General features: G+C 64.2%; 15 protein-coding genes. 5 read left to right on the forward strand and 10 right to left on the reverse strand.

Annotated elements, in window-relative coordinates; translation table 11 throughout:
• Positions 1-144: 144 nt before the first annotated feature.
• The 4 genes from IVB19_RS24365 (at position 145) to IVB19_RS24380 (ending at position 2,662) form a co-directional block, all read left to right on the forward strand.
• A complete protein-coding gene (locus IVB19_RS24365) occupies positions 145-1,269 on the forward strand; it encodes a flagellar basal body P-ring protein FlgI (protein ID WP_026233176.1) in 1,125 nt (374 codons plus the stop codon).
• Positions 1,269-1,634 (forward strand): flagellar assembly peptidoglycan hydrolase FlgJ, encoded by a 366-nt coding sequence (gene flgJ / locus IVB19_RS24370; protein WP_247361805.1) that lies wholly within the window; start codon positions 1,269-1,271, stop codon positions 1,632-1,634. The genes IVB19_RS24365 and flgJ overlap by 1 nt, the downstream gene beginning before the upstream one ends.
• 11 nt (positions 1,635-1,645) lie before the next feature.
• Positions 1,646-2,143, forward strand: a complete 498-nt coding sequence (locus IVB19_RS24375) for a hypothetical protein (protein ID WP_247361803.1) — start codon at positions 1,646-1,648, stop codon at positions 2,141-2,143.
• 159 nt (positions 2,144-2,302) lie between these two features.
• Entirely contained in the window at positions 2,303-2,662 is a 360-nt protein-coding gene (locus IVB19_RS24380) for a hypothetical protein (protein ID WP_026233177.1), read from the forward strand.
• A gap of 137 nt (positions 2,663-2,799) precedes the next feature.
• Here the strand turns inward: IVB19_RS24380 and flaF are convergent, their stop codons facing one another.
• From flaF to IVB19_RS24405, 5 genes are all read right to left on the reverse strand, one after another.
• Entirely contained in the window at positions 2,800-3,168 is a 369-nt protein-coding gene (gene flaF / locus IVB19_RS24385; protein ID WP_007612319.1) for a flagellar biosynthesis regulator FlaF, read from the reverse strand.
• Between the two features lie 285 nt (positions 3,169-3,453).
• The gene (locus IVB19_RS24390; protein WP_018456435.1) at positions 3,454-5,739 is read right to left on the reverse strand and encodes a DUF1522 domain-containing protein; all 2,286 of its coding nucleotides are present in this window, start codon (positions 5,737-5,739) and stop codon (positions 3,454-3,456) included.
• Between the two features lie 230 nt (positions 5,740-5,969).
• Entirely contained in the window at positions 5,970-8,213 is a 2,244-nt protein-coding gene (locus tag IVB19_RS24395) for a DUF1522 domain-containing protein (protein ID WP_018456436.1), read from the reverse strand.
• Between the two features lie 320 nt (positions 8,214-8,533).
• Complete coding sequence (locus IVB19_RS24400) at positions 8,534-10,777, reverse strand: DUF1522 domain-containing protein (protein WP_247361799.1); 2,244 nt, start codon at positions 10,775-10,777, stop codon at positions 8,534-8,536.
• Positions 10,778-11,134: 357 nt separating this feature from the next.
• The gene (locus IVB19_RS24405) at positions 11,135-13,378 is read right to left on the reverse strand and encodes a DUF1522 domain-containing protein (protein WP_247361797.1); all 2,244 of its coding nucleotides are present in this window, start codon (positions 13,376-13,378) and stop codon (positions 11,135-11,137) included.
• Between the two features lie 321 nt (positions 13,379-13,699).
• On the opposite strand from IVB19_RS24405, the gene flbT reads away from it, so the two are divergent.
• Positions 13,700-14,140 carry a flagellar biosynthesis repressor FlbT gene (gene flbT / locus IVB19_RS24410; RefSeq protein WP_018459572.1) on the forward strand — a complete coding sequence of 147 codons (441 nt, stop codon included), beginning with the start codon at positions 13,700-13,702 and terminating at the stop codon, positions 14,138-14,140.
• Positions 14,141-14,244: 104 nt separating this feature from the next.
• On the opposite strand, the gene IVB19_RS24415 is transcribed toward flbT, so the two are convergent.
• From IVB19_RS24415 to IVB19_RS24435, 5 genes are all read right to left on the reverse strand, one after another.
• Positions 14,245-15,744, reverse strand: a complete 1,500-nt coding sequence (locus tag IVB19_RS24415; RefSeq protein ID WP_018459571.1) for a pyridoxal phosphate-dependent decarboxylase family protein — start codon at positions 15,742-15,744, stop codon at positions 14,245-14,247.
• Positions 15,741-16,994: an ATP-grasp domain-containing protein gene (locus tag IVB19_RS24420; protein ID WP_026233845.1), complete on the reverse strand. Its 1,254-nt coding sequence runs from the start codon at positions 16,992-16,994 to the stop codon at positions 15,741-15,743. Before IVB19_RS24420 ends, IVB19_RS24415 begins: the two co-directional genes overlap by 4 nt.
• 1 nt (position 16,995) lies before the next feature.
• Complete coding sequence (locus IVB19_RS24425) at positions 16,996-18,645, reverse strand: hypothetical protein (RefSeq protein ID WP_247361793.1); 1,650 nt, start codon at positions 18,643-18,645, stop codon at positions 16,996-16,998.
• The gene (locus IVB19_RS24430; protein WP_018459568.1) at positions 18,635-19,417 is read right to left on the reverse strand and encodes a hypothetical protein; all 783 of its coding nucleotides are present in this window, start codon (positions 19,415-19,417) and stop codon (positions 18,635-18,637) included. Before IVB19_RS24430 ends, IVB19_RS24425 begins: the two co-directional genes overlap by 11 nt.
• A gap of 71 nt (positions 19,418-19,488) precedes the next feature.
• On the reverse strand, positions 19,489-21,891 hold the full coding sequence (locus IVB19_RS24435) for a flagellin/flagellar hook associated protein (RefSeq protein WP_018459567.1): 2,403 nt from the start codon (positions 21,889-21,891) through the stop codon (positions 19,489-19,491).
• Between the last annotated feature and the right edge of the window lie 16 nt (positions 21,892-21,907).

Below are 21,907 nucleotides of genomic sequence, written 5' to 3' on the forward strand. Positions count from 1 at the left end.
CTCGAAACAGATTTATTCAACCTATTCAGCGACCTACCCCCGCTGCCCCGACTTGGCACAGTGCTCGCAAGGACAGCGTCGGACCAGCTCGTCATGGGAGTGTCGTGATGGTCCTTTGATTTGAGGAGCCTCGGGGAGCAGAGGATGCCAAGCGTTCGTTGGGTGAGACTTGTGGGGGTGGCCTGCGCCGCGCTGTCAGCGCTGGCGCTCTCGGTCAATTCTGCAAGCGCGACATCGCGCATCAAGGATCTCGCCAACATCGAAGGCGTGCGGCAGAACCAGCTCATCGGCTACGGGCTCGTCGTCGGCCTCAACGGCACCGGCGATACCCTCAACAACATCCCCTTCACCAAGCAGTCGCTGCAAGCGATGCTCGAGCGCATGGGCGTCAACATCCGCGGCGCCACCATCCGCACCGGCAACGTCGCCGCCGTGATGGTGACAGGCAATCTGCCGGCCTTCGCCACCCAGGGCACGCGCATGGACGTCACCGTCTCCGCGCTCGGCGACGCCAAGAATCTCCAGGGCGGCACCCTGCTCGTCACCCCACTCCTCGGCGCCGACGGCAACGTCTATTCGGTCGCACAGGGCTCGCTCGCGATCTCCGGCTTCCAGGCCGAGGGCGAGGCGGCGAAAATCGTGCGTGGCGTGCCGACCGTCGGACGCATTGTCAACGGTGCCATCATCGAGCGCGAGATCGAATTTGCGCTCAATCGTCTGCCGAACGTCCGGCTTGCGCTGCGCAATGCCGACTTCACCACGGCCAAGCGGATCGCCGCTGCGATCAACGACTATCTCGGCGTCAAGACCGCCGAGCCGATCGACCCATCGACCGTGCAGCTTGCGATCCCGCCGGAGTTCAAGGGTAACGTCGTCGCCTTTCTCACCGAGATCGAGCAGCTCCAGGTCGATCCGGATCTCGCCGCCAAGATCATCATCGACGAACGCAGCGGCATCATCGTGATGGGTCGCGACGTCCGCGTCGCCACGGTTGCGGTCGCACAGGGCAACCTCACCGTCACCATCTCCGAGAGCCCGCAGGTCAGCCAGCCCAACCCGCTGTCACGGGGGCGGACCGTGGTCGCACCACGCAGCAGCGTCAGCGTCACCGAGGACGGCAAGAAGTTCGCCGTCGTCAAGGACGGCGTCTCGCTTCAGCAGCTCGTCGACGGCCTTAACGGTCTCGGCATCGGCCCGCGCGATCTCATCAGCATCCTGCAGGCGATCAAGGCCGCCGGTGCGATCGAAGCCGACATCGAGGTGATGTGATGCAGACCGGCATGGTCAACACCGCACGGCTCGCCAGCTCCGCCTTCTCGGTAGAGAGCCGCAAGGGCCGGCCGGACTTCGATCTCGCCGCGGCATTACAAAAGGTCTCGCCGAAGCAGCAGGCCAAAGCGCAGAAGATCGCCACCGACTTCGAGGCGATGTTCCTCAACAGCATGTTCTCGCAGATGACCTCGGGCCTGAAGGGCGAAGGCCCGTTCGGCGACACCCCTGGCACCGGCGTGTGGCGCTCGATGCTGACCGAGCAATATTCCAAGAACTTCGCCAACGCCGGCGGCGTCGGCATCGCCACCGACGTCTATCGCACCCTGATCATGCAGCAGGCAAAAACGATCCGCACGGCATAAGGTCAAACGAGATGAACCACTTCAACACCTCGCGTCAGCCGGTGCAAGCGCAGCGCCCGAACACCGCTCCCGGCAGCGCCGAGGCGCGCAAGATCGCCGAGCAGTTGATGGATGCGATGAGTGCCCTGCTCGGTCTGATCGAGCGCGAGACCGAGCTGGTGCGCGCCGGCCAAGTCCGCGAGGCGATGACCCTCGAGAGCAAGAAGCAGGAGCTGTCGCGAAACTATGTCGGCGCCGTCACCCAGTTGAAGGCGAACCAGGCCCAGCTCGCCAAATCCGCGCCCGAGCTGCTCTCGACGCTTCAACGGCACCACGATGCATTCCGCGCGATGCTCCAGGTCAACCTCACCGTGCTCGCAACCGCTCACGCCGTCTCGGAGAGCGTCGTGCGCGGCGTCAACGCCGAGATCCAGAAGCGCAACGTGCCGAATACCTATACGGCCGCGGGACGACGCGCCACGCCGGGCCCGCGCCACATCACGCCGCTCGCGGTCAGCCGCTCGCTCTGAGCGCGCGCAACAACAAGCGACAATTTTACGAAAAACCGCGCGGCAACATCGTCGCGCGGTTAGGCACGTTTCCTTACCGGATGTTCAATCCCGGTGTTCCATGGTTGCGTATTGAGAGGGGTTGGGATTTGACTCACGTGAGGCAACCAGGAGGCTGCCATGAGTACAGATTTCAGCATCAGGCCGGTGGGGATACCGGTTGCCGTGCAGATCGTAACGACGTCGAATGCGGCGGCGAACGAGGCCGTGCAAACCGATCTGCCCGTGAGCCAGACAGTGGCCGCTGGCGAGGCGAGCGCGCCTCCACGCAATGATTTGCGAAGCAACGAGAACGTCTCACGCCAGGTCGTGTTCGACCAGGCGGCGGCGTCGTTCGTCTTCCAGGTCGTCAACGACAGGACCGACGCGGTGGTCAACCAGTTCCCCGACGAAGCAATGCTGCGCCGGCGGGCCTATTTCCATGCGCAGGATTTGAAATCCGAGCCCTCGCGTCCGGCCAGCACGGACCGCAGCGCCTGACAATCAGGCGTCGAGCGTCGCAACGCCAACATCGAGATCGCTCGAACCGGTCGCGGGACCGGTGACGACGTTCCTGATCTGCGTCTTGTCGGTATTCGTCAGCATAATTTGGTGTTGAAGGAACGAGCCGCGCTCGATCACGGACGGCCGGACAGACCGGCGGCGATATTGCGGTTGATCTCGATCAGCGGACGGAAGTGATCGAACTGCGGGCTCATCTGCAGTGCGGCGGTCTGGCTCAGCACGAACACGCTGATGTTGGCGATCTTCTGCCGGACGTCGATCGGCTGCGGATTGTTCTCGCGCATGGCCTCGCTCAGGAAAATCGTCCAGAGCTTGCGATTGAACATCAGGGCCTGCGTGGTCTGCTCGCTGAACGGCTCGGCGCTGTTGATCGCATCCTGAAGCTTGTTCGCGGCCTTGAGCAGGGTCTGCGCTTCGATGTCGCGAGGAGATGCGGTGGTCGTTGCAACACGCGCGTAGGCCGAGGCAGCGGAATTCGACATCAATCACACCCTGGAGGTTACCTAGCCCGTTGAACGCGCTTAAGGATTTCTTTCCCGACCCTAGGCAGCACCGCTTAAGATTTGCTTACGTGAGTGCTTGGAAGGGCTCCGGATAAATACGGGCCCGGAGTCCTTCGTCGTGAAGCTAGATGCGCGGATGCATGCTGTAAACACGCTTCCATGATGCGCATCAATCTCGGCTAATCCTGCCTTACCGATCTCAATGAAAACGGCGGAGCATGAGCCCCGCCGCGATATTCCGATTCAGTATCTTGCGCTGCGAGATTAGCGGAGCAGCTGGAGTACGCTCTGCTGCGATTGGTTGGCCAGCGACAGTGCGGAGACCGCGATCGACTGGCGGGTCGACAGCGCCTGGCTGTTGGCCGCTTCCTCGTTGGTGTCGGCGAGTGTCAAGTTGGACGAGCCGGTCTGCAGCACGTTGATCAGGTTCTTCGAGAAGTCCTGGCGCACCTGCACGATCGAGAGATTCGAACCCAGCGCGGAACCTTCCGAGCGCAGCGTGCTCGAGGCCGCATTGAGGCTGCTCAGCACCTTGTTGGTGGCGCCGTTGTCGATGAAGTCCGTGCCCGGAACGAGATTGCTGAGGCCGAGACCCGCTGCGTTGAAGACCACGCCGTTGATGCCGAGCGTGGAGCTGCCGGTCTCGTTGAAGACCAGCTTCAGCGTGTCGCCGTTCAGCAGGTTAACGCCGTTGAAGGAGGAGTCCTGCGACGTCGTGTCGATCTGCGCCAGGATGTTGTTGAACTGGCTGACCAGGCCGGAGCGCGCCGTCTGCGCGACGGGATCCTGGATCGGGGGCTGTGCGGTGGTGAAGGCGAGCACGCTGGTGAGCGTACCACCGACCGCGCCGCCCGCGACCGTCGAACCGAGCGTCGAAGAGGCGTATTCGTTGACGGTGGTCACCGTGAGTACGCCGTTGGCGTCGATCGTCGCCGTCAGGTGGTTGGCCTGAAGCTGCACGTTGAGCTGGTCCAGCGTCTTGACCGTGCCGTTGGTACCGTCGCCGAAGGTGACGTTCACCGGCGTGCCGCCGTTGAACGAGCTGAAGGTGAGCGTCTTGCCGCTGACGCCGCCGACGCCGGAGGTGCGCGCCGCGCTGAAGGCCGTCGCCGTCCCGGTGTTGCCGCTGAGACCGAATGCGGCGAGCGCATTGCCGGTGCCGGTGATCGAAAGGTCGGCGTTGACGCCGGTCGAAAGCGCCAGCTGGCCGCTGGTATTGACCGACGACGGGATCTGGCCTGCGGTTGTCGAGAGCGTCGCGGCACCAAGGAAGATGCTGGCGGTCTTCACGCCGGTGGCGAGGTCGATCGAATTGAGCAAGTCGGTCAGCGTCGCGCTCTGGAGATAGACAGTCGAGTTGCCGTTGCCGTCAGTAACGATGTTGCCGTTGACGCCACCGGAGGTCACGCTCGTTGCCGATTGCGGCGTCTGGGCGTTTTTGAAGGTAATGGTGTGGCCGTCGATGTTGAGTGTCGAGCCGTCCTGAACGAGGGTGCCGAGCGAACCTGCGGTGGTGGACCGGTCCGCGCTGACGCTGGCATTGCCGGCGCCTGTCGCCGAGGTCACGCCGAGAGCCTTGAGGAAGTCGGCCTTGCCCGTAATGTCGAGATCCGCGCCGGTCGAGCTCTTCAGCGTCACCACGCCGGTGCCTGCAATGGACGATGCAGTCTGGAGCGTACCGACGGTCGTACCGCTCACGGTTATGGTCGCCGCTCCTGCGCTGATTGCAGCGCTCTTGACGCCGCTCGCGAGGTCGACCGCCGTGAGGAGGTCGTTGACCGTAGCCGTGGGAGCGCCGGTCGTCCCCATGTAGACGATCGAATTGCCACTGCCATCGGTGGCGATATGGCCGCTCGGGTCGAGTCCCCATCCGGTCGGCTGCGCCGAAGGTGCGGCACCGGTGCGGAAAGTGACCGTCTTGCCGTTCACGGTGATCGAGTCGCCATCTGCCGGCGACGATGCGAACGTGGTCGCGGCGGTAGCCCCGATCAGCGTGTCGGTGCCGACAAGTGCGGTGGCGCCGTCCGCAGCCTTGGCGGCCACGCCGGTCAAGGTGCCCGCGGTCGATCCGAGCGACGCGCCGAGCGAGGCGCCCGACGTGACCGGCGTCACGCCGCCGGGCGCACCGGTATAGAGCACGTTGCTGTTGGCGGTCGCGCTCGCATAGGAAGTCGTGCCGCGCAGATCGGCCGGCGACGCGCCGGGAATGGTGGTCGAGACGTTCGATTTCGTGGAGTAGCCGACCGTGGTCTGCAGCGCCTGGTTGGCGATCGATTTCGCGCTGTCGATCAGCTTCTGCAGCGAGGTGATGCCGGTGTTGGCGGCCTGGAGCACCTGCACACCGTTGTTGATGCCGTCGAGCAGGTTGCTGATGTCGCTCGCCCGGTTGTCCAACCCCTGCGCCGTGAAGAAGTTGGTGGGATTGTCGAGCGCCGTGTTGACCTTCTTGCCGGTCGACAGCCGCTCCTGCGTCGTGGCCAGCAAGTCGGCCGTCGACTGCAGCGACAACAGGTTCTGGCGAACGGACGCCGAGAGAACGATGTTGGACATTGGCAGGTCTTCCTCTTGAACCGGATACGAATCGGCCACGCGGGTCTGGAAGCGGGCTTTCGTCCAGTCTTAGGGCCTGTCCTTTAAAGTATGGTTAACGGCCACTTAAGAGACAGGGTTAATGCGCGGTTAGCGCCCCCTCCCCGGTTTTCCACGGGCCTCGCGCCAAAAAGAAAACGGCGGGGCCGAAGCCCCGCCGCTCCAACTTTTCTTGTTATTTCAGCCACTTATTAGCGGAGCAGCTGGAGCACGCTCTGCTGCGAGGTGTTGGCCAGCGACAGCGCGGAGACCGCGATCGACTGGCGGGTCGACAGCGCCTGGCTGTTGGCCGCCTCGACGTTGGTGTCGGCCAGCGTCAGGTTCGACGAGCCGGTCTGCAGCACGTTGATCAGGTTCTTGTTGAAGTCCTGACGGATCTGCACGACCGAGAGGTTCGAACCGAGCGCCGAGGCTTCCGAACGCAGCGTGCTCGAGGCCGAGTTCAGATTGGTCAGCACCCTGTTGGTCGCGGCGTTGTCGATGAAGTCGAGACCGACGGTCAGCGACGCCAGGCCGAGGCCCTTGGAGTTGTAGGTCACGCCGGTGATGTTGAGGTTCGACTTGCCGGTTTCGTCGAACACCAGCTTGAGCTGGTCGCCGTTGAGCAGGTTGACACCGTTGAACGAGGAGTCGACCGAGGTGGTGTCGATCTGGTTCAGGATGTTGTTGTACTGCGAGACCAGGTTAGCGCGGGTCGACTGGGCCACGACGTCCTGCACCGGAGTGGAGGCCGTCGTGAAGGTCAGCGCGGTCGTCAACGTTCCGCCGATCGCACCGCCAGCTGCCGTCGAGCCAATCGTCGAAGACGCGTAGTCGTTGGACGCGGTGATGGTAAGCTGACCGTTGGCGTCGATGGTCGCAGCCAGGTTATTGGCTTGGAGCTGCGAGTTGAGCTGATCGAGTGTCTTGACCGTGCCGTTGGTGCCGTCGCCGAAGGTGACGTTGACCGCCGTGCCGCCGTTGAAGGCAGTGAAGGTCAGGGTTTTGCCAGCGAGGCCGCCGATTCCGGAGGTGCGGGCCGCGGTGAACGCCGAGGCCGTTCCGGTGTTGCCGGCCAGACCAAACACCGACAGGGCATTGCCGGTACCGGTGATCGAGAGGTCGGCATTGACGCCAGTCGAGATCTTGAGCTGGCCGGAGGTGTTGATCGACGAAGCCGTCTGGCCGGCGGCCGTCGCGAGCGTGCCGCTACCGCTGCCGTTGAGCGTGAAGGTCTGCACGCCCGTGGCGAAGTCGATGGCCTTCAGCACGTCGGCAATCGTACCGCTCTGCAGATAGACGGTCGAGTTGCCATTGCCGTCGGTGACAACGTTGCCGGACACGCCCTGGGTGGCGGCCAGCGAAGCAGCGGACGGTGTCGGCGCGTCCTTGAAGGTGATGACATGGCCATCGACGTTCAGCGTCGAACCCGACGAGACGAGCGAGGACACCGTCGTCGAGCTCGTGGTGCGGGAAGCCGTGGTCGTGACGCTGCCGGCACCGGTGGCGGAGGTCAGGCCAAGAGCCTTCAGGATGTCGGCCTTTCCGGTCAGGGTCAGGTCGGAACCAGTCGTGCTCTTCAACACGAGCGCGCCGCTGCCGTTGACCGACGAGGGAGTCTGGCCCGCATTGCCGGTGAGGGTACCGGCAACGTTGCTCTGCACGCCGCTCGCCAAATCGACCGCCGTCAGCACGTCGCCGATCGAGGCCTTCGTCGTGGAGCCGAGATAGATCGACACGTTGCCGCTGGCATCTGTGTAGACGTTGCCGGTCGTGACGCCGGCAGAGGCGGCAACCTGAGTGAGACCGGTAGGCACCGTTGTAGGCTGATCGCCCGCAACGAATGTGACGGTCTTGCCATTGACGGTGAGCGTGTCACCTGCCGCAACGCCAGCGTTGGCATCGCCCGCGGCCGCGCCATTCAAAAGCTTGGCAGCAGTCGTCGCAGCGTTGATGACCGTTCCGGTATCGGTCCCTGGAATGCCGCCCAGCGTGGCGCCGGACGTCGCGGCGGTCACACCACCCGCAGCACCGCTGTACAGCACGTTGCTGTTCGCGACTGCGCTGGCGAAGCTCGTGGTGCCGCGCAGATCAGATGACGTCGCGCCGGCGATCGTGGTCGAGACGCTCGACTTGGAGGAATAGCCGACGGTGGTCTGCAGCGCCTGGTTGGCGATCGACTTGGCGCTGTCGATCAGCTTCTGCAGCGAGGTCAGGCCGGTGTTGGCAGCCTGCAGCACCTGCACGCCGTTCGCGATACCGTCGAGCAGATTGTTGATGTCGCTGGCGCGGTTGTCGAGCGACTGCGCGGTGAAGAAGTTGGTGGGATTGTCCAGGGCCGAGTTGACGCTCTTGCCGGTCGACAGACGGTTCTGTGTGGTGGCGAGGAGGTCGGCGGTGGACTGGAGAGACAGCAGGTTCTGGCGAACCGACGCAGAGAGAACAATACCGGACATAACTCTTACCCTTCTGGTTTACGCGTCTTCGTTCGATCGCTTCGGATCGAGTGACGCGCACAGCCTGCGCGGACATGGCTAACAAAGGGTGAAACGGGTGTGGTCTGCATAAGCGCAGGCTCACCATAAACCGAATGGAGGCGTTGGCGCGCCCTGAAATCCGACTGAATCTACTGGCGATTTTTCGTGCTTACGCTCCATTAACCATAACCGCGGGTTACTTTTCGGAACTTCATCAGGGCCCCTAGAACGCTCGCAAAAAAGAAAGCGGCGGAGCCGAAGCCCCGCCGCCCTGTTCTGCTTGCGATGTTGTCCGCTTATTAGCGGAGCAGCTGCAGCACGCTCTGCTGCGACTGGTTGGCCAGCGACAGCGCGGAGACCGCAATCGACTGGCGGGTCGACAGCGCCTGGCTGTTGGCCGCTTCGACGTTGGTGTCGGCCAAGGTCAGGTTGGACGAGCCGGTCTGCAGCACGTTGATCAGGTTCTTGTTGAAGTCCTGACGCACCTGCACGATGGTCAGGTTCGAACCGAGCGCCGAGGCCTCCGAGCGCAGCGTGCTGGACGCCGAGTTCAAATTGGTCAGCACCTTGTTGGTCGCGGAGTTGTCGATGAAGTCGACGCCGCTGGTCAACGCCGCGAGGCCGAGACCCTTGGAGTTGTAGGTCACGCCGGTGATGTTGAGGCTCGACTTGCCGGTCTCGTCGAACACCAGCTTGAGCTGGTCGCCGTTGAGCAGGTTGACGCCGTTGAACGAGGAGTCCTGCGAGGTCGAGTCGATCTGGTTCAGGATGTTGTTGTACTGGTTGACCAGGTTCGAACGGGCGGTCTGGGCAACCGCGTCTGCCGTAGGCGCGGAAGCGGTCGAGAACGTCAACGCAGTGGTCAGCGTTCCGCCGATTGCACCACCGGCAGCCGACGACCCAAGCGTCGAGGACGCATAGTCGTTGGTCGCCGTGATCGTGAGCAGGCCGTTGGCGTCGATCGTCGCAGACAGGTTGTTGGCCTGGAGCTGCGTGTTGAGCTGATCGAGCGTCTTGACCGTGCCGTTGGTGCCGTCGCCGAAGGTGACATTGACCGCCGTGCCGCCGTTGAACGAGCTGAAGGTCAGGGTCTTGCCGTTGATGCCGCCGGTGCCGGAAGTACGGGCCGCCGTGAACGCCGAGGACGTGCCGGTGTTGCCGGCGAGGCCCAGGGACTGCAGTGCATTGCCGGTGCCGGTGATCGACAGGTCGGCGTTTACGCCGGTCGAGATCTTGAGCTGGCCGGAGGCGTTGATCGACGAGTTGGTCTGGCCCGTTGCCGTTGCAAGCGCACCACCGCCACTGCCGTTCAGCGTGAAGGTCTGCACGCCCGTGGCAAAGTCGACAGCCTTCAGCACGTCGGCAATCGTCGCACTCTGCAGATAGACCGTCGAGTTGCCGCTGCCGTCGGTGACGACGTTGCCGGACACGCCCTGCGTCGAGGGAAGCGAAGCCGCAGCCGGCGTCGGCGCATCCTTGAACGTGATGACATGGCCATCGACGTTCAGGGTCGAACCCGACGAAACGAATGACGACAAGGTCGCCGAGCTCGTAGTGCGGGTCGCCGTGGCCGTGACGTTGCCTGCGCCGGTCGCCGAGGTCAGGCCAAGGGCCTTCAGAATGTCGGCCTTGCCGGTCACGCTCAGATCAGAACCTGTCGTGCTCTTCAAGAGAAGCGCACCGCTGCCGTTCACGGATGATGCGGTCTGGCCTGCGTTGAGCGTCAAAGTGCCGGCAACGTTGCTCTGCACCCCGCTCGCCAGATCGACGGCCGTCAACACGTCGCCGATCGAGGCCTTCGTGGTGGAGCCGAGATAGACCGACACATTGCCGCTGGCATCCGTGTAGACGTTGCCGGTCGTGACGCCGGCAGAGGCGGCAACCTGAGTGAGACCCGCCGGCACCGTGGCCGGCTGGTCGCCGGCAACAAACGTGACGGTCTTGCCGTTGACGGTGAGCGTGTCACCTGCCGCAACGCCAGCGTTGGCATCGCCAGCAGCCGCACCGTTCAGAAGCTTGGCAGCAGTCGTCGCCGCATTGATGACGGTGCCAGTATCGGTGCCGACAACGCCGCCCAGCGTGATGCCCGAACCAGCAGCGTGCGTACCGCCAGCTGTACCGTCGTACAATACGCTGCTCAGCGCGCTCGCGCTCGTGAAGCTGGTGGTACCACGCAGGTCCGAAGCCGTCGCGCCCGAGATCGTGGTCGAGACGTTGGACTTGGAGGAATAACCGACGGTGGTCTGCAGCGCTTGGTTGGCGATCGACTTCGCGCTGTCGATCAGCTTCTGCAGCGAGGTGATGCCGGTGTTGGCGGCCTGCAGCACCTGCACGCCGTTGGCAATGCCATCGAGCAGGTTGTTGATGTCGCTGGCGCGGTTGTCGAGCGACTGTGCGGTGAAGAAGTTGGTCGGATTGTCCAGGGCCGAGTTGACGCTCTTGCCGGTCGACAGACGGCTCTGCGTGGTGGCGAGAAGATCAGCGGTGGACTGGAGGGAGAGCAGGTTCTGACGAACCGATGAGGAGAGAACGATACCGGACATTGAGTGTTACCCTTCTGGTACGCAACGCAACAAACTTCGATTAGGATTAATCGATGCCGGAACGGTGAACGTTTGGGGCTAACAAAGCATGAAGCGTGTCGCGGCACTCCTTGTGCAGATTCACCATATGCGCGATCAAAGCCGGATCACGCCATCGTGTATCGTCATGATAGAATGATGCTTTTTCGTGCAGCGCCGGCGTGTTTGCTACTTGTCAACCATAACTCAGAGTGAGCAATTGGCTGCATTCGAATGCATCGCCTACGTCTCACTGCACGACGTCTTCATCGCGGCAAAAAAGAAAGCGGCGGAGCCGAAGCCCCGCCGCCCTGTTCTGCTTGCGATGTTGTCCGCTTATTAGCGGAGCAGCTGCAGCACGCTCTGCTGCGACTGGTTGGCCAGCGACAGCGCGGAGACCGCGATCGACTGGCGGGTCGACAGCGCCTGGCTGTTGGCCGCTTCGACGTTGGTGTCGGCCAAGGTCAGGTTGGACGAGCCGGTCTGCAGCACGTTGATCAGGCTCTTGTTGAAGTCCTGACGAACCTGCACCACCGAGAGGTTCGAACCCAGAGCGGAGGCTTCCGAGCGCAGCGTGCTCGACGCCGCGTTCAGGTTCGATAGCACCTTGTTGGTCGCGGAGTTGTCGATGAAGTCGACGCCGCTGGTCAACGCCGCGAGGCCGAGACCCTTGGAGTTGTAGGTCACGCCGGTGATGTTGAGGCTCGACTTGCCGGTCTCGTCGAACACCAGCTTGAGCTGGTCGCCGTTGAGCAGGTTGACGCCGTTGAACGAGGAGTCCTGCGAGGTCGTGTCGATCTGGTTCAGGATGTTGTTGTACTGGTTGACCAGGTTCGAACGGGCGGTCTGGGCAACCGGGTCTGCCGTAGGCGCGGAGGCCGTCGAGAACGTCAACGCAGTGGTCAGCGTTCCGCCGATTGCACCACCGGCAGCCGACGACCCAAGCGTCGAGGACGCATAGTCGTTGGTCGCCGTGATCGTGAGCAGGCCGTTGGCGTCGATCGTCGCAGACAGGTTGTTGGCCTGGAGCTGCGTGTTGAGCTGATCGAGCGTCTTGACCGTGCCGTTGGTGCCGTCGCCGAAGGTGACATTGACCGCCGTGCCGCCGTTGAACGAGCTGAAGGTCAGGGTCTTGCCGTTGATGCCGCCGGTGCCGGAAGTACGGGCCGCCGTGAACGCCGAGGACGTGCCGGTGTTGCCGGCGAGGCCCAGGGACTGCAGTGCATTGCCGGTGCCGGTGATCGACAGGTCGGCGTTGACGCCGGTCGAGATCTTGAGCTGGCCGGAGGCGTTGATCGACGAGTTGGTCTGGCCCGTTGCCGTTGCAAGCGCACCACCGCCACTGCCGTTCAGCGTGAAGGTCTGCACGCCCGTGGCAAAGTCGACAGCCTTCAGCACGTCGGCAATCGTCGCACTCTGCAGATAGACCGTCGAGTTGCCGCTGCCGTCGGTGACGACGTTGCCGGACACGCCCTGCGTCGAGGGAAGCGAAGCCGCAGCCGGCGTCGGCGCATCCTTGAACGTGATGACATGGCCATCGACGTTCAGGGTCGAACCCGACGAAACGAATGACGACAAGGTCGCCGAGCTCGTAGTGCGGGTCGCCGTGGCCGTGACGTTGCCTGCGCCGGTCGCCGAGGTCAGGCCAAGGGCCTTCAGAATGTCGGCCTTGCCGGTCACGCTCAGATCAGAACCTGTCGTGCTCTTCAAGAGAAGCGCACCGCTGCCGTTCACGGATGATGCGGTCTGGCCTGCGTTGAGCGTCAAAGTGCCGGCAACGTTGCTCTGCACCCCGCTCGCCAGATCGACGGCCGTCAACACGTCGCCGATCGAGGCCTTCGTGGTGGAGCCGAGATAGACCGACACATTGCCGCTGGCATCCGTGTAGACGTTGCCGGTCGTGACGCCGGCAGAGGCGGCAACCTGAGTGAGACCCGCCGGCACCGTGGCCGGCTGGTCGCCGGCAACAAACGTGACGGTCTTGCCGTTGACGGTGAGCGTGTCACCTGCCGCAACGCCAGCGTTGGCATCGCCAGCAGCCGCACCGTTCAGAAGCTTGGCAGCAGTCGTCGCCGCATTGATGACGGTGCCAGTATCGGTGCCGACAACGCCGCCCAGCGTGATGCCCGAACCAGCAGCGTGCGTACCGCCAGCTGTACCGTCGTACAATACGCTGCTCAGCGCGCTCGCGCTCGTGAAGCTGGTGGTACCACGCAGGTCCGAAGCCGTCGCGCCCGAGATCGTGGTCGAGACGTTGGACTTGGAGGAATAACCGACGGTGGTCTGCAGCGCTTGGTTGGCGATCGACTTCGCGCTGTCGATCAGCTTCTGCAGCGAGGTGATGCCGGTGTTGGCGGCCTGCAGCACCTGCACGCCGTTGGCAATGCCATCGAGCAGGTTGTTGATGTCGCTGGCGCGGTTGTCGAGCGACTGTGCGGTGAAGAAGTTGGTCGGATTGTCCAGGGCCGAGTTGACGCTCTTGCCGGTCGACAGACGGTTCTGCGTGGTGGCGAGGAGATCAGCGGTGGACTGGAGGGAGAGCAGGTTCTGACGAACCGATGAGGAGAGGACGATACCGGACATGACTCTGTTACCTTTCTGGTAAACGACGCTACTGTTACGCGTCTGCTTGGATCGAGATTGACCCAGCGACCGGCGGACCGTGGGGCGGAGTCCTCTAACGAAACATGAAATGAAATCGGCACTTTTGCTGAGTCGGCGCGCGATTCGGCCGATAAGCAGGCCCGTGACGCCGCTCCGCCTGTTAATTTCGGCGTTGATATGATTGATCTTTTCCGCCGCAATGGCCGGGATTTACAACTCGTTAACTAGTCTTGATGGAGTATTGCGCCCTGACCCGCCGCAACACACGCTCGGTTACGAAAGCGTTGATGGAGAACAGGCATGGCCCTCAAGGTCGAGCTCAGACCGCACGAACGCATCATCGTCGGCAACTGCGTGATAACCAACACCGACCAGCGCGCCCGCCTTCTGATCGACGGCGACAACGTGCCGATCCTGCGCGAGCGCGACATCCTCACGCCGGAGACCGCCGAAACGCCCGCCAAGCTCGTCTATCTGGCGGTCCAGCTCATGTACATCTCGCCGGATCCGCAGACCCAGCACGGTACCTACTTCAACCTGGTGCGCGACATCGTCACCGCGGTGCCAAGCTCCTGGCCGATCATCGAAGGCATCAACAATAACATCCTCAACGGCGACCTCTACCGGGCACTCAAGGACGCCCGCAAGCTGATCGCCTATGAAGCGAAGCTGCGTGGCCAGTTCGAGGCCACCCATCCCAAGACGGAAGCAATCCAGGCCGAGGTCAGCACCGCCGCCTGATCCACGCGTTCGCGCAGCCACGCCGGCGCGAACGACCAGGACGCCGAACGACAACGGCCCCGGATCGTCTCCGGGGGCCGTTGTCGTTTCAGACATGCATCGAGCTACTGTGCCGCGAGCGGCGGCGCCTCGACCTCGATCACAGCGTCGCGGCTGCGCCGACCGCCGAACTCCAGCACGGCCGCGACCAGTGCATCGATGTCAGTCTCGTCGGTGCGGTGATTGACGATCGCGGCGCGGATCGCGAACTTGCCGTCCAGCGTCGTGCTCGACGGCGCTGCGATGCCGGACTCCTGGATGTCGGCGACGATCTCGCGATTGACCTCTTCTGCGGCGCGGTAACGGAAGCAGACGATATTGAGATTGACCGGTGCGAGCAGTTCCAGCCGCGGCTCGGCGAGAACACGCGTCTCCAGATATTTCGCCAGCGCGCAGCTGCGCGCGATGACCGCGCCCAGCCTGTCGGTACCGAACGTCTTGAGCGTGAACCAGGACTTCAGCGCGCGGAAGCCGCGTGACAGATCGGGGCCGAGATCGCACGGCCAGACCGCGCCGGCCGCAAGCCCCCTCGCCTCGCGGCTCAGATAAGCCGCCGGCTGGGCAAAGGCCCGCCGGTGCTGCTCCCCGTCACGCACCAGCAGGAAGCCCGCGTCGTAGGGCACCTGGCCCCATTTGTGGAAGTCGAGCGCAATGGAATCGGCAAGCTCGATGCCGCCGAGCAGCGGTGCGAGCTCGGGCGAAAGAATTGCGAGCGCACCGAACGCCCCGTCGACGTGAAACCAAAGTCCCTCCTCGCGGCACAGCGCGGCGACGGCCTTGAGGTCGTCGATCGCGCCGACATCGACCGAGCCGGCGGAGGCGACGACGAGGAACGGTTTGAAGCCGACCTCGCGATCGGTAGCGATCTGCGCACGGAGCGCGGCAACGTCGATGCGATGATCCGCGTCGACCCCGATCTTGCGAAGGGCGTCGCTCCCAAATCCCGCGATATCCATCGCCCGCGATATGCAGCCATGCGCGGCCCGCGAAGTATAAGCCGTAAGCAGCGCGCCATCGTTGCCGATGCCGTACTGCCGCGCCAGCGCGCCGAGCGCAGCGGTGCGCGCGACCAGCACCGCCATCAGATTGGCCATCGACGTGCCCGTGACGAAGATGCCGCTCGCGCTCTCGGGAAACGCGAACAGGCGGCGCATCCAGTCGACGATCTGGCGCTCGACCTCGATCGGCATGTGGTCGCGCCCGCCGAGATTGGCGTTGAGGCCCGCGGCGAGCATCTCGGCGATCATGCCGACGGCCGTGCCGCCGCCATGCACCCAGCCCATGAAACCCGGATGAACATTGCCGGTCGCATAAGGCGCGACATGCTCGGCGAATTCGCGGTAGACATCGGCGAGATCGCTGGCATCGCGCGGCACGTCCGTCCTGAATGCCGCACGGACCTCGTCGGGGATCGGCTGCCACACCGGGCGCGCGCGAATATTGGCGATGCCGTCGATCGTCTCGTCCAGCATGCGATGGGCGAGCGCGCGGAAATCGCTCCAGTCCTGCGGATCGAGCGAGGTGTGCGTGACGGAGCTTTGCGTGTTGCGGATGAGCTCGTTCATGCCGCACTCTCTTCTCTGGCCTGTGCATGCCGCGACAGCATCGCCGTGAATGCCGCAAAGATCTTGCGCATCTGCGGCGACTTGTACGGAAACACGGCCGGCGGATCCATGTTGTGCACGACGGCGGTATTGTCGGCTTCGAAGACCAGCAGCTCGCGGTTCTGGTTCTCGGCGCAATCGACGATGAAGTAGTCGAGGCCGACGCGCCTGCTCATCTCGTCCAGCGCGATTTTGTGGCGCGCCGCGAACGCATGGTCGAAGTTGAGCATGAAGACGGCTTCCTCGGCCCGCTTCTCCTCGCTGAACGCCATGAAGGCGTTGAGATACCAGATGTCCCAGCGATCGGCGATTGCCATGTGGCAGGCATAAGGTTCGCCGTCGACCATCGCGAGACGATATTTGCGGTAGAGCCCGTCCGGACTCGCATAGTCGACGAAACGTGCGACGAAGAAGTCCTGCTCTTGTCGCTCCGCGAGATAGGCCGCGAGCGCTCCAGCATCGTCGAGTTTCGCGAGACCGACGCCGGCATGCGTACCGCGCGGCCGCACGATCATTGGAAAGCGCAGTTCGCCCGTGATCTCCTCGCAAACGATCCTGCCTTGCGAAAGCTCCGACAATTGCGCACGCGTCGTTGGGGCGGTCACGGGAATGTCGAGGCCTGGCACGCCCGTCAGCAGACGATACAGCTTGTCGCGATCGAGATTGCCAATGAGATCGGGACGATTGAGCAGCGGCTTCGGCCAGTGCGGCGCGGCCTTCTCGATCAGCGCGAGCGCCTCCCGGCACTCCTCGGAATCGGATGCGATCACGATGGCGACGTCGTGCTCGGGCAGAGTCTCCGGCAGGCCGATGCCCTTGACAACGTAGAGCGTCAACAGCTCGATGTCGGAATCTTCAAGCAGGAAGTCGATCGGCGTGTTGCCGCCCATGTCGATATCGGCGGCGAGCGCGAGCACGCGCAGGCGGGGTTTTGGAGCCGCGCAAGGCGTACGAAACAATTGGTGGAAGGAGAGCACCTCGGTCTGGATCACCAGCCCAGCCTCCTTCTCGCCGAGAAGCTGGGCAATCAGCGAGAGATCGAGGCCTTCGCCGGCCTCCGCCGTTCCCTCCTCGATCCGCGCCAGCAGCCGCTCGCGCAACGGATGCAGGTCACCTCCCTCGAAGGCGCGGCGCGTCAACTGCGCAAAGCCGATGCGGTCGGCATAGGTCGGCGCGGTCACGCCGCTCGGCGCGGAAACTGGATGTTGCATCTCACACCTCGAACGCGGACTTTGTCGGCACGGCCGCAACCGCGCCACGGTCAAGCAGCAGCTCGATCTTCACCAGCACATGGGCGATGCGATCAAGAACGTGCTGCACATTGCGTTGCGCCTGCATTGTATCCGGCGACCATGCCTCGGTCACCAATCGTGCGCCGACGCAGAGGCGCAACACGGCCTGCGGCGCACCGTCCTGCCGCTCCAGTCGGACCGGCTGGCCGACGAGACAGCGCTGGGCGGCCACTTGCCGGTCCGCCGCGCTGCCGCTGATCTCCTCGGCCATGTCGCACGCCAGCGCCCGATGCACGGCGCTGGTCTCGGCGAGCGAGACCGGCTTGCCGCCGCGCAGCAGCGTGAACGGAAAGATCGTGGCTTGCACGAATTCCCCGTCGTCTGCTCTGGACTTGTCGATCGCGGTTGGAATGGCACGAAGCGACGGCGACAACGCGATCATGCTGTCGATGCCGGCTGCGAGCTCGGCCAGCATCCTGGCGCGGAAGGCCCCGGGCACGGCGTAGTAGCTGCCGATCTCGGCGAGCGCGGCCTCCCAGCGCAGCCATTGACCGAAATTCGGCCGGCGCTCAAAGCGCGAGCGCAGCATCGTCCACGCCACCGGCCAGTCGCAGCGACCGGCATAGTCGAAGATGCCAGGCGCGATCCGGCTCATCCGGCCGATCGACCGCGACAGGCCTTTCGGCAACAGCAGCGCACCGCTGAAGGCCGGTCCGCCGAAAAATTTCGAGCCGGTGATCAGCACCATGTAACCACGGTCGAGATAGGCGCGCAGCCGCCGGCGACCGAGCCGCGCCTGACAGGCATCGACGACAATTTGAACCTTGCGCGGCCAGCGCCGCGCGATCTCGTCGAGACACGCCTCGCTTGGGGCACGCCAACCGAGTTTTGACGAATCCATGATCTGCAACAAAACGCGCCGGCCTTGCGCGAGGCTGGTCTCGACCGCATGCAGCACCGCGGCATCGGCATCGGTGCGCATCGCAATGCCGGCCGCCATGTCGATCAGCGGCACCGCAATGCTGTCGCCGGCGAGCCCCGTCACCGCGCCGTCCTTGCGCACGGCCATGCCGCCTGCCGTCATCGTGCTGAAATGGTGGCCGCGTGCAGTATGCGGCGTCCCGCTTCCGGTCTGGTCGGCGCCGACCACGATCGTCACCGGCGCCGCGCCGAGCACCGCGCGCGCTACGAACAGGGCGTGAAGCTGGGAGTCCGTGCCGGACGGCGAGAACACGACGTCGATCCGCGACGAGAGCGCAAGGTGGCCGCGCAGCTCCTCGCGCATGTCCTCGCAGCGGGCGTCGAAGGCGATTTCGACCTCGTCGAACAGGCACTTGTGCATCAGCTCTTCGCGCGCCAGCGCGGCGCGGTCGTAGGCCATCTGCGAGATCGTCGACGCGGTCGCGGAGGCGAAATTCCAGAGCTCCGGCTCCGGCGAAGCCGCGCAGCCATAGGCGTTGACACGGTCGTTCGGATCGAGCGCCAGCCGCGGATCTCCGCCGGAGGCAAGCAGCGTATCCAGTGGTGTGAAGAGATCGCGCAGGCGATAGCGCGAGCCGCCGTCGGACGCGCGCTCGCTGGCTGACAAACGGGATGCGCCGGCGCTCATCCCGAAAGGCTCACGCCGCATCGGCCGCCGCCGCCGGCGCCGGTGCGAATTGCGAGGTGATGTCGCCGTGGAACACCGACGGTCCGACGTGATCGAGCGAGCTCTCGATGTCGGCCCAGATCTCGCCGCCGATGTCGGTCCAGCGCTTGCAGAAGGCGAAGTCCTCGGACAGATAGGTGCCGGTCGCCGGATCGATCATGCATTCGAACAGGGCAAACCGGTTCTGGCTCGCCGCCAGCGTATCGTGCGAATGCTCGCGGAAGAATTGCAGGGCGGCGTAGTCCGGATGGCGGCACATCGCCTCCAGCACGGAGCGCCGGATCATCAGGAAGCCGGTGCCGGCGTAGCGCACGCGGGTGAAGCCGTCCACCACCACGATGCGGTCGGGGTCCTCGATCTCGAGCACGTAGTCGAGCGATGCGGCCGGCACGTCGGCGCGGCCGGACTGGATCGCCCGCGCGGCCTTGTCCCAGTTGATCCGCTTGATTGGATAGCAGCCGGCGACGACGTCCGCGCCGCACTCGATCAGCCGGAACACCTGCTCCGGCTTGAAGCCGATGTCGGCATCGATGAAGAGGAAGTGCGTCGCTTCGGGATCGTCCAGGAACATCGCGGCCAGATTGGCCCGCGCGCGCGTGATCAGCGCATCGCCGTCGCGCAGCAGCACCTTGAGCTCGAGATTGGCCATGCCGTGCACGGCGCGCTGAAGCGCGAAGATCGAGCTCGCATAGATGCTCGTCACCTGCCCACCGAAACATGGCGTGGCCACCACCAGTTTCATCTTCTCCGACATCGTCAGCTCCGCCCCGCTGCAATCCTCACCAAGAGGTAAAGAGGCATGGTTAACGGCGCCTTAACGCCTGCTTACAGGAACTTGACGAGCGAGAGCTGCGCGAGGTTCGAGGTCACCTGGTAGGACGCCTGGAGCGCATTCTGGAGCGACAGGATCTCGCTCGCGACCTGGTCCGGCGAGGCTGATTCCGCCTGGTCGATGATGGTCTGGAGCTGCGCCTTGGCCTGGGTCTGACGCGTGCCTGCGTCCTTCATGGTGTTCTGGGCCATCGCGATGTCGGTCTGGATGTCCTCGATTCGCTGCTCGCCTGGCTGCTTCGTCAGGGCCTGTGTCACCCGCAGACTCAGCGCGGCGACCTGCCCGCCCGAATACTGCCCGGTCGGTGAGGTCGAGAACGTCCCGAACACGGCGACCGCCTGCAGCTCCTTGCGGATCGCGTCCTCGTTCGCCTGCGCGCCATACTGCACCGTGACGGAATCGTCGACCCGGGCCATCGCGGTGGAGCGCGGCGAGCCGGGGCCGTCATTGCCCAGGTACCATTGCACGGTGGTGGCCGAGCCGTTCACCAGCGTCGTCGCCGAGCCGAGGGGCGACGAGCCGACGCGCAGCGGAGCCTTTGCCGCCGTGACCGGGGAGGTCGTGAAGCCGAGCGCCGCGAACGCCGTGCTGTTCGAGCTCGTGATATTGAGGCTCCCGGGATCGTCCGTGTTGATCGTGATCACGCCGCCATGGATCGTCGACGGCTTCGTGGTGCCGGTGATCTGATCGATTTTGCCAAGCAGAGTTGTGATGTTGTCGGTGATGTTGATCTGGTTTGGGCCGCTGGCGCCCGAGGCGACAAAAGTCAGCGTCTGACCGTTCACCGTGATCGTATCGGGATTAACGGCAGGCGGACCCGCCGACCCCGCCTGGAACGCCGCCGAGAGGACTTCCGGGCCGCCCGTAGTCGCAATGCCGCTCAGCACAGTTGAACCGGTGATCTGAGGCGTCGACGCCACGCTGCCGCGCGTCACGCTGCTGAGACCGAGCGCCGTGGCCGCCGCGCCGCCGGTGACCGCCACGTCCGTGCCGGTGCCGGTCGCGATCTGGATATTGCCGCCGGCGCTCAGAGTTACGTTGGCGGCGGGGATGCCGGCGGCCGTCGCGATCGCATTCAAGATATCAGACACCTTCGCGGCGCTGCCCGAAGCCAGTCCGATAGTGGTATTGCCGCTGGCCGTTGTGGTGACGGTAGTGACGGTAGGGTCGAAGGTGATCGTGTGGGCGCCGCTCGCGCCGGTGATGGTCAGTGTGGTACCGGTCGGAGCGTTGGCGAGCGCGTTGAGAATGGTCCCGTTGAGATGGGGTGTCGCCGACGAGTCGAGCGACGTGGTCGTAGACGCAATCGCCAATGCGCTGTCCTGCAACGCGACCGAGCCCGTCCCGGTCGTGGAGGTATAGGAGCGCAGATTGCCGGTGGCCGCCACATTCGCGGTGGCGGATCCCGCCGTATTGAAGAAATTGTCACCGGCCGTGATAGCGGACGCCGCCACCAGCGAGGTGCCGGCGAGCTTCTTGATCGCGGTATTCAGCGCAGTGTTGAGGTTCGTCGCCGTGATGTTCGGGTCCGGAGGAACGACCGGAACGACATTGGGATTACCGGGGTCGATCGCAAAGCTGCCGACAGGTGTCGGCGTCGCGGTGGACGCCGTCAGGTCGATCTGCTCGGTCGAGCCATCGGGCAGCGTGAACTGCACGCTGAGCTTGTCGCCATTTTTCGGATTGACGCCGTTGAGGTCGACCGAGAACGACACCGGCGAGCCGCTCGGGCCGGTGACCGTCGCGCCGGTCAGCGTCGAGGAGACCGCGGCGATCTTCAGGCCGAATGGCGATGCCGCGAAGTCCTCGGACACCTTCACCGAGCTCGGCGTCGGCTGTGGCGTCGTCAGCACCAGCCGGCCCATGCCGTTGGCGCCGAGGTCGGCGGCCTGACGCTCCGCCATGACGGTCTTGAAGCCCGCCTGCGTCGTGGTGCCGTTGATGATGTCGCCGGCGTTCGCGACCGACGGCGTGTTGAAGGCGGTTCCGGAGAACAGATAGCGGTTGCCAGACTGCGTGTTGAGAACGCCGACCATCGAGCCGAATTGCGCAGCCGCAGTGTTCTGCGCAACCGTCTGGCCGTCGACGTTGAGATCCTGCGCGGTGTTGGCCGAGCCCGTCTGCACCGTGTTGCGGATCGTGGTCAGCGACTGCAACGCGGTATTGGCGAGGTTGATGCTGACGTTGACGTTGGTCATCGTGTCGGTATAGGCGGCAATGTTGGAGAGCTGCGCGCGCCCGGCGATCGCAAAGCCCTCGTTGGTGCCCATCCCGGAATAGTTCTGCGACAGCTTGCCGGTCGAGAGCTGCGTCGACAGGTCGGTGAGCTGCTGGTTGATGTTGCGGATCTGCGAGCCGAGAACCGACGAGGAGTAGTTGATGCTGCTGATCGACATGTTTCAGAGCCCTGTT

It is taken from the genome of Bradyrhizobium sp. 187 (genome assembly GCF_023101005.1).
Classification (GTDB): domain Bacteria; phylum Pseudomonadota; class Alphaproteobacteria; order Rhizobiales; family Xanthobacteraceae; genus Bradyrhizobium; species Bradyrhizobium canariense_D.